Source organism: Aeromicrobium alkaliterrae (assembly GCF_039529015.1).
Taxonomy (GTDB): Bacteria; Actinomycetota; Actinomycetes; order Propionibacteriales; family Nocardioidaceae; genus Aeromicrobium; species Aeromicrobium alkaliterrae.
Window position 1 is genome coordinate 14,106 of record NZ_BAAAME010000008.1, and the last position, 8,443, is coordinate 22,548.

The following is an 8,443-nucleotide window of genomic DNA, read 5'->3' on the forward strand; positions in this document are numbered from 1 at the left end:
CCGATACGACCACTGTCCCGTTCCAAGTCGCGTATGCGGTCGGCATCCACAAGGCGCAGGGACTCGAGTACGACTCGGTGAAGGTCGTCATCACGAGTGCGAATGAGGACGACATCACTCACAGCATCCTCTACACGGCGATCACTCGTGCACGACGAGATCTGCAGATCTACTGGTCCCCGGAGACCCAGGACGCCGTCGTGGGTCGTCTGCATACAGCAGACGTGAGGAAGGACGTCGCCCTGCTGTCTGCTCGCCGCGGACTGGTACCGGTCCGTCGTTGATAATCCGCTCAGCAAGGCGTTTCGTTTCAGCGGCGCGGTTCGCGGTCTGGCCGCGGTTGGGGTCCTTGGGGAGCCTGCGGGCGGCGGGCGGGCGTCGTGCGCGGCACCGCGGTGCTTGGGCTCTGCGAGGTGTCGAGGTGTTCGGCGAGGCGGTAGCGCAGGTCGCGTGAGGGGTTCGTGCCGAGTGGTCGTGACATGACAGATTGCCGCGCGATCTTCTCGACGTCGATGCCCTGTTCGTGGAGCTGCTGCAGCATGGTCGCGGTTGCCGGCCAGTCTTTACCGGTGGTCAGTCGGCCGTCGAGGGAGCGACCGAGCGCGGCCCAACGGTCGGCCGGGCGTGCCCTCTGATGGCCCTCAAGCCACTGACGAACATGAGTGATGTTGCCGAGCTTCTCGGTGCAGTAATGCTGCTGGTCCCCGTTGAAAGCGCGCGCCGCGGAGGCGACGTCGGTGCGCAACTGGTCAGCGTCCAGCGCTCCAGCTGAAGCGGTGGTGGCGATGAGCCCTTCCCATTGCTCGGGTGCCATGACGGCGATGACCTCGGCTGCCTGGGTGCTCCGTTGTCTCGGGTCGGGCAGGTTGGTGAGGCGTTCGTCGACGAGAAGCGCGGCGAGGTCTCGGTGCTGCTGCAGGAGCGCCACGAGGTGCGCGGGGCCACGTTGCTCGAGCATGCTGGCTGGATCGGCACCGATCGGCATCGGCACCACCCTGGGCGTGACCAGGTGAGGGGCGAGGAGCCACAGGTCACGTTCGGCGGCGATCCTTCCGGCGAGGTCACCGTCGGTGGCCACCAGCGGGGTGGGGTGCAGGGCGGCGAGCTGGGCGGCCTGCTCCTCGGTCGTCGAGGTGCCGAGCGGGGAGACTCCGATGAACGCGGCGCCGGAGGCGATGGTGACGGCAATTGCGTCGAAGGGCCCCTCGACGAGCACGGGCACGGCTCCATGGGACACGTGGTCGTCGGCGATGCCGTAGAGCTGCGCGCCCTTGTGGAACACCACAGTGTCCGGAGAGTTGAGGTACTTCGGTCCGGCGAGGTCGTCGGTAGCGTCGGGGTTGCGTCGGCCGACGAACCCGATGACGCGCCGGTCGGTGATGACGGGCAGGACGGCGCGGTCGCGGAGTCGGTCGATAAGGCGCCCGTTGGAGGCTTCCTTGGCCACGCCGGCGGCGATCATCTCGTCGACGGTGAAGCCCCGGCCGCGCAGGTGGTCGACCAGGTTGGTCCAGCCGGCCGGGGCGTAGCCGGGGCGGAATCGCTCGTCGCCAGCTAGGTCGACGCCGAGTCGTTCGTGCACGTGCAGCTGCGCCCACGAGCCGGAGAACTGGCGCTCGAAGTAGTCAGCTGCTGCAGCGTTGACCGCGTTGATCCGCTGGACCGGGACGGGGGAGGCCTGCAGCTCCCACGCCCGGTCGATCAATCGGTCCAGACCCGACCCGGTCGCTCCGGCCGGCTCCAGGAGCTCGCGGTCGTGAGCCGCGGCGTCCAGCTCGTCGACGTCGACCTGGAGCTCGTGGTCGTGGTCGTGGTCGAACTCGAGCGGGTCCAGCTCGTGGAGGTCCTCGGGCGGCAGGTTCTCCTCGGGGACGTCGTAGTCGTGCTCCGGGGGCGGGTCGGTTACCAGGGCGATGCGCCAGATCATCGCCTGGGCCAGGTCGAGGTCCTCGACGTCGCTGGTCTTGGCGAAGTCGAGCAGCTGCTCGACCGGCCATCCACGCTCGTGCGCCTGGTCGACCGTGGCTACCAGCGTCGGCCACCACGGCGACGACGTCACGTTGGACGCCTCTTCGACGCCGAGGTGCTCGTGCAGGAGGTCGGCCCAGTCGGGTGCCAGCTGGCCGTCGCCGGAGTTCTGCTCGGCTGCGACGGCCGGCGACAGGTGCCGGGCGATGCGCCACCACAGCGCTGCGGCCACGTGCTCGTCGGGCAACGGCCCTTCCGCGGCCGCGCGGCCGAGCAGGTCGGCGGCGTTGACGCCGGACCGGTTGATTGCGGCCAGGCGCTCAGCGAGCAGTGGAGTGAAGGAGTCCGAGCGCGGGTGCAGCGCATGGATCGCCGGCCCCCATTCGTCCATCGCCGGGCGGCGACCTGCGTCCAAGCGGGTGTCGAGCTCACGCTGATATAGGACCGCTGCCTTCTGCATCTGACGCGGCCCGGTCGGCCGCCGGTCGGCCTCGTCGACGCCGGTTGCGGCCCTCCACACGGCAATGTCGCCGGCGATCGCCGTGGTGGGCGAAAGGCGGGCGTGACGCGCCCAGGCCGGGGAGTCCGCCTCGGCGGTGGCAGCGTGCACCTCGCCGGCGACCTTCTGGATCTCATTGGCAAGCGACCCCAGGTACTTGCCCCAGCCGGTGTCGTCGGCGAGTTGGGAGGGGACGGCCGGCAGCCACGGCAGCGGCCCCGGCTCGGCGCCGCGCCGAGCCGTGGGGTCGAGGCGCCAGTCCAGCACCGCGGCCCGGTCGTCGGCCGACTCGATGTCACGCGCCGCGACGGCGTCGGCGAGCTCGCCGATCGCGTCGGCTCCCTGTGCCTGGAGCAGCACCAGGTGGGAACGCAGTGCCGGCCATGCCGGCTCGTCGACCAGGCCGAAAACGAGGACCTCGGCCTGGGTCTCGATACCGGCCACGACGTCGTTGCCGAGGAGGTCCGCGGCGGCGACGTAGATGGCGTCGGCGTACTTCGCGGCGACCATCTGCAGGCGAGCTTCCGGGGCGTTGGCCTCCGCGATCAGTGTGGTGGCCGAGCGGGGGGACTCGTCGCGGGCCAAGACCTGGGTCAGGACGTCGCCGGCCGTGGGCGGCCGGATTGCCTCGGGGCGGATCAGTCCGTGGGCGTCGCCATCGCTGGCGACCACGACGTAGGCGTGGTTCTCGAGGCGGCCGCGGCTCATCATCGTGTAGAGCTGCTGACGGGTCTGGTCGCCGGTCACGAGCCCGTGCATCGTGTCGGCCGAGATTCCCTGGGCAGTGTGAACGGTCGAGGCGTAGCCCAGCTCGGTGTGCTCGGCCACGTAGTTGGCCGGGAGCAGCACCCGCAGACCGGTCTCCACGTGCCGCACCGACAGTGCCGTGCCGCGCACTTCATCGACGCGCCACCGGTCGCCGTTCTTGACCCAGTCGGTGGCCGAGATCCTCAGCCGGCGATCGTTGCTGCGGGTCAGCACGTCGTCACCGACCGAGGCGCTGTTGCCGTCCGCCAGGCGCAGCTCGCGGTCGCCGGTCGAGCCGGTGTCGCCCAGGCGCGCGACCCGTGCCCGGGCGTTGAGCTCGGCCACCAGGTCGCGGGTGGGTGCCAGCATGACCGCGTCCTTGCCGGCAGCGCGGTCGCTGCGCCAGGCAGTGAAGATCTCGTCGGTCAACGTGCCGACGTCGCCGACGTGGACGCGCTTGGTGTCGAAGTAGTAGCCGAAAGCCTCGGGCAGACCCTCGCGCAGCGCCAGGGTCGCCGCGCCCTCGGCCGGGTCGGAGAAGCGCATCAGCTCGGCGAGCTTGAGCGCGCCGTGCCGGTCGCCGATGTCGCGCAGGACGCCGCCGGCACCGATGGCGGCCAGCTGCTGGTCATCACCGATGAGGCGCACCGAGGCGCCGCGCTCGAGCACCGCGGTGATCGCGGTGTCCAGGCTCAGGGTGTCGGCCATGCCGGCTTCGTCGATCACCACGAGGGTTCCTGCGCCGATTTGGTCGACTAGGGCGCCTCCCGTGCCGCGCTGCAGGGAGTCGACGAGTTTGGCGAGGGTGTCGGTCGTCGTGCCGGTCTGCTCGCGCAGCGCGGCAGCGGCAGCCGCTGACGGCGCCAGGCCGATGACGCTGCCGCCGGAGGTCTCCCAGGCGCGGGTCAGCACCCGCATCGCGGTGGTCTTGCCGGTGCCGGCGGCGGCGATGCCCAGCTGGACGCGGGAGCCGCTGGTGGCCATGCCCCGCACCATCGCGGCCTGCCCAGAGTTGAGCTCGACTCCGTCGGCGGCGCTTTCCAGGAGCGCGAGGTCGACGTCGACTGGGGCCACGCGGTGCCGGTCGTGGAGGCCTGCGGCCTCGACGATGCGCTGCTCAGCGGCCAGGATGCACGGCGAGGTGAACAGCGCGGCACCCGCGACGGTGTACTGGCTGGCGCCGTCATGTCGCTGGAGTTGCTCCGGTTCCGGGACTGAGTCGTCGACGACGCCCAACGGCTGGCAGGTGGCGATCGCCTGGTCGACCACGAGGTTCACGAGGTGCTGGACGTGGTCGGCCCGCACGTCGGAACGGCGCACATGTCGCTGCGCCTCGGAGATCAGGTTCCAACGGTTCCAGGTGCTGCGACGGTCCTGCACACCCTCCACGACGCGTCCGGCGACGCGCTCGATCCACGCCGCGTCGACGCGGCGATCGGCGGCGGCCTGCGCCGACAACGGCGCTGGGCGAAGCGCCGTGGTGACCATCTGCTCCAGGCGCCTCACACCGAGAACATCGGTGGCCTGTTCGGCCCACTGGGCACGCTGCTCGGGCATCGAGCGAGGTTCGTGCTTGGCGTCGCGCGTCTCGAGGGTGGCGCGCTGGGCGAGCTGCACGGCCTCGACAGCAGACGGAGGGCGGCCATGGTCGGCGTGGAACTTCGCGACCAGGACGTCACGGCGTTCCTCGATGCTCTGGCGCCTGGTCGACCAGCGCTCGTTCAGACGGGCGTCGACCCCGACGATCTCGCGCACCGGCCGCTTGCGCCGGTCGGTGTTCTCGCGGTCCTCGAAACGCACACCGAGCGAGGACTCAAGGTGACGCTCGAGGGCGGTGTTGTAAGTCTCCGACGCGGCGACGGTGGCCCGGAACATCAGTCGCCCGTCGATGGCCAACCACTTGCCACCCTTGGCGGTCTGGACCTTGTTCGCGATCGCGATATGCGTGTGGAGGTCGGGATCTCCGGCACGCGAGTCGCGGTGGGTGAACGCCGTGGCCACCAGGCCGCGGACGTCGACCTGGCGCACACCGTTGGTGCCCGTGCGGGTGTACAGCGCTTCCCGTTCGATGAACGCCAGCGCGTCCTTGACGGCGGCGTTGTGGGCCCGTTCGATCACTGCCGACGTCGACGGATCGGCGACCGCCCACAGGGCCGAGACTGACTTGACCGGCGAGAAGGTCAGGTCGTACCCGGCCACCGCGGTGGTCTTGGGTCGGGAGTACAGAGCCACGGCGGAGGCTAGCTCGCGCGCATCGGCTGGCTCGCGGCCGTGCTCGCGCACGAAGTACTCGCGAGCCACCTCGGTGCGCATCCGTGCACGCTCCTCGAGTGAGACGACCGCTTCGCGCGGCCGCCCTTCGGCGACGTTGAGGTCCTCCAGGCGCCGGGCGACCTCGATCCGGTACGGAGGGACGTCCGCCTCATGGACTTTGTACGGCGTTCCCAGCTGGCGGGCCCGCTTGACGTCGGCGGTCGACGCCGAGTCGGCCAGCTGGGCGATCCTGGAGTCGGCCAACGGGTGGGATCCGAACCCAAACAGCGCCTTCATCTGCTCGGCCGTGACCGGGTCGCCCGCGGCCAGGCCGTCGATGCCGGCCATCCCCGAGCCCATCCACTGGCCGGGGGTCTCACCGTGGTCGGTGTAGTACGTCGCCAGTGATGTGTGACCCTTCTCGGTCGTATCCATCGCCGCGACCTGGCGGGTCAGGTAGTCGTACCCCGACCCCGCGGTCAACTTGTGAATTGACATCGTCATGGCCCACACGGCCCCGAATCGCCCCTCGGTGATCGGTGGTGTGACGTTCAACTACCAGAGATGCAAGAGGTGTGTGGAGGTTGGTGGATGCGATCGGGGTTCGGGGCGATGCGATCCGTGGATCGGATCAAGAAGTGCCGGCGGGAAGCGATGACTGTGGGCGACTGGGCTCAGAGTGCGTGACGAGCTATTTGAAGTCAGATGATCACCGAGCAGGCACGCAGGGCTTTGCGGAGCGAACGCACCCCGAGGCGAGGAGAAGGTCATGAGTCGATCGATCCGGCAGCAGGCGCGAACCAATGCGCTTGAGGCTCAGGAAGTACTGCGTCGCGAGCGTGCGGCGGCTGAGAAGCGCAGGTCCGCGCTCGGCGTTGAGGCGGCCATCGCGCTGGAGGAGCGTGACGAACTGGTTCGCTCGCTGGACCTAAACGCTGGCAAGGCGGTGTTGAGGCTGACGCGTGATGAGCACGTCCCGGTGTCCGAAATCGGCGAGTGGGTGCCGGGCCTGTCCCTCAGCGAAGCCAAGCGACTGCGAGCGCTCGCGAAGGCTGCTGAACCGCAGGTTGTGCCAGGAGGCGACGTCGGTCCGTGAGGGGCGAGTGTGGGTCTTGGTCCCGTAGGGAGTGGGCGCATGGGCGCCGTGACAAAGGCGTCAGCGGTCGCAGGCTGCCCAGAGTCCGGCCTGCTCGTCTTGCGCGGTCTTCCGGGCGTCCTGGTAGGCGTCGGTGCGGGTGAGATCGTCGGCGTCGCGGTAGAGGTGGGCATGACCTTGCTCGACGAGCTGGAGGCCGACGTCGACCTGGTCGACCTCGACGTATCGCAGGAGGCGCCCGTATTGGTCACGGTCGTCGGCCATTGGATCAGTCACGAGCTGGACCGTGATGCCTTCCCGCGAGAGTGATTGTGAGAGCGCGGCGGTCGCTTCGGCCGCCCAGCACTCGGCCGGCGGCGAAAGCTCGGGGGTGTCGATCCCGAGGATGCGGATCTTCTCGGACTGTCCGGTCGCGGTCGTGACCCAGACCGTGTCTCCGTCGACAACTCGCTCGACCGCGACGACCTCTGCCGACACCGTCTCTTCGGCCGGATCTACGAGGCTGCATCCCGTGATGGCGATGAGGGCGCTGGCGACCGCGGCGGCACACGCGAGATTCATGCCGTCATCCTGCCTTCGGCGAGGTCCACCGTCTCGGCGTGAAAGGTGACGGAGCCACGAGCGAAGCGGTCGGTGACGTCAGACAGTTTGCAATTGACGGTCATCGTGGCGCGCACGTCGACGACGTCGCTCTTCTTGAGGTGCAGCAGCTCCGCCGCGAGGGCCCCGGTGCACACAAGTTCGGCGGTCGGGACGGTCTCGAACACTACGACCTGGCCTTCGTGGTGGACCTCCTGGCGGGTGCCGAACATGACGGCGGCGACGTCTCCCCGGTCGGCCACGATTGACTCGGGCTTCGCGAGAAGCGTTCCTCGAGCGGTGACCTGGATTCCCATTCACTCTCCTAGTGCCGGTTAATGTGGCACTAGTATGCGGTGGTCCTGGCGGTCACCACAATGACCCACATGCCGAGCGTCGCCCGTCCCGAACTCCCTGCGGGAGTCGGCGTCGCGATTGACGCACTTGGCAACCGAGTCAAGGCGGCCGCCATCCGCTCGCTGCTGGTCGACGGTCGGGCTACGCAGACCGAGCTTGCCGCTCGGCTGAGCGTGACAAGGTCGAACCTGCAGCTTCACCTCGCCGTGCTCGAGGACTTGGGCGTGCTTCTTGTGCACCCGCCACGGGAGGAACCTGACACGCGGCGGCGGCTCTACTCGGTCGACGTCGACCGACTCCGTCAGTTGCACGAAGACTTGGGCCGCGGCCTCGGCCTGGCCTGACAGCAGCACCTTCCGGCCCGTATGCAGGTCAGCAGACTGCTTCCGGTGAGTCCGGTCGAGACCGTGGCAGCGATCGTTCGAAGTATTCGCGCCTAGCGCGGCATAACGCAGGTCGAGATCCCGGCGGCAATCGGCGCTCGCTGCGCGTATGCGAGCGTCATCGAACTGGGCCTGCGCAACCTCCTCCACCGGTTCGAGCTTCAAGGCAGCTCGAAGTGCCAGCCTGTGAATTGCCTTGCGAGTAGCGAGCGTCAGCCCTATCGACGCGATCGGTGAGGACCCGTCTCGTTCGGGTCCGATCGGACCGGATCGAGAAGCCGGCGCGGTACCCAAGCCACGACGTACGGCGGTTCGTCGGCGGCGGTCTCGTCTCTGTCGATGACCCAGACCACCCGTGCCGCCCAGTCGTATCCATCGCGTTTCCATTCGAGCACGAGCCCCTGGTGCGGGCGATCGGCACGCGCGGGGCCGAACACCCAGACGTGCCGGACCCGGTCCGGCTTTGGCCAGCGGTCGAAGCGGCTCGGGTTCATCCCCACCCGCGCACCCTAGAACGTTTGTTCGATCGCACGTGTTCGAAGGACTGACGGTAGCCGCAGA

The 8,443-nt window shown here is 69.0% G+C and carries 6 protein-coding genes; 3 read left to right on the forward strand and 3 right to left on the reverse strand.

Going from position 1 to position 8,443, the window contains the following annotated elements; translation table 11 throughout:
* The coding region (locus tag ABD127_RS17155) for an ATP-binding domain-containing protein (RefSeq protein ID WP_344203778.1) at positions 1-284 on the forward strand (284 nt) is incomplete at its 5' end.
* A 26-nt stretch (positions 285-310) separates the two neighbouring features.
* On the opposite strand, the gene mobF is transcribed toward ABD127_RS17155, so the two are convergent.
* Positions 311-5,965 carry a MobF family relaxase gene (gene mobF / locus ABD127_RS17160; protein WP_344203780.1) on the reverse strand — a complete coding sequence of 1,885 codons (5,655 nt, stop codon included), beginning with the start codon at positions 5,963-5,965 and terminating at the stop codon, positions 311-313.
* A gap of 271 nt (positions 5,966-6,236) precedes the next feature.
* Between mobF and ABD127_RS17165 the strand changes: the two genes are divergently transcribed.
* Complete coding sequence (locus ABD127_RS17165) at positions 6,237-6,563, forward strand: hypothetical protein (protein WP_344203782.1); 327 nt, start codon at positions 6,237-6,239, stop codon at positions 6,561-6,563.
* Positions 6,564-6,623: 60 nt separating this feature from the next.
* Here ABD127_RS17165 and ABD127_RS17170 read toward each other — a convergent pair whose 3' ends face one another.
* Positions 6,624-7,124 carry a thermonuclease family protein gene (locus ABD127_RS17170; protein WP_344203784.1) on the reverse strand — a complete coding sequence of 167 codons (501 nt, stop codon included), beginning with the start codon at positions 7,122-7,124 and terminating at the stop codon, positions 6,624-6,626.
* Positions 7,121-7,459 carry a hypothetical protein gene (locus ABD127_RS17175; protein ID WP_344203785.1) on the reverse strand — a complete coding sequence of 113 codons (339 nt, stop codon included), beginning with the start codon at positions 7,457-7,459 and terminating at the stop codon, positions 7,121-7,123. Before ABD127_RS17175 ends, ABD127_RS17170 begins: the two co-directional genes overlap by 4 nt.
* Before the next feature lie 69 nt (positions 7,460-7,528).
* Between ABD127_RS17175 and ABD127_RS17180 the strand changes: the two genes are divergently transcribed.
* Entirely contained in the window at positions 7,529-7,843 is a 315-nt protein-coding gene (locus tag ABD127_RS17180; protein WP_344203787.1) for a winged helix-turn-helix transcriptional regulator, read from the forward strand.
* Positions 7,844-8,443 lie beyond the last annotated feature (600 nt).

Bases quoted from the DNA above. Each gene is read 5' to 3' on its own strand.
- ABD127_RS17175 (WP_344203785.1), bottom strand. From the start codon at position 7,459: ATGGGAATCCAGGTCACCGCTCGAGGAACGCTTCTCGCGAAGCCCGAG.
- ABD127_RS17165 (WP_344203782.1), top strand. From the start codon at position 6,237: ATGAGTCGATCGATCCGGCAGCAGGCGCGAACCAATGCGCTTGAGGCT.
- mobF (WP_344203780.1), bottom strand. From the start codon at position 5,965: ATGTCAATTCACAAGTTGACCGCGGGGTCGGGGTACGACTACCTGACC.
- ABD127_RS17170 (WP_344203784.1), bottom strand. From the start codon at position 7,124: ATGAATCTCGCGTGTGCCGCCGCGGTCGCCAGCGCCCTCATCGCCATC.
- ABD127_RS17180 (WP_344203787.1), top strand. From the start codon at position 7,529: ATGCCGAGCGTCGCCCGTCCCGAACTCCCTGCGGGAGTCGGCGTCGCG.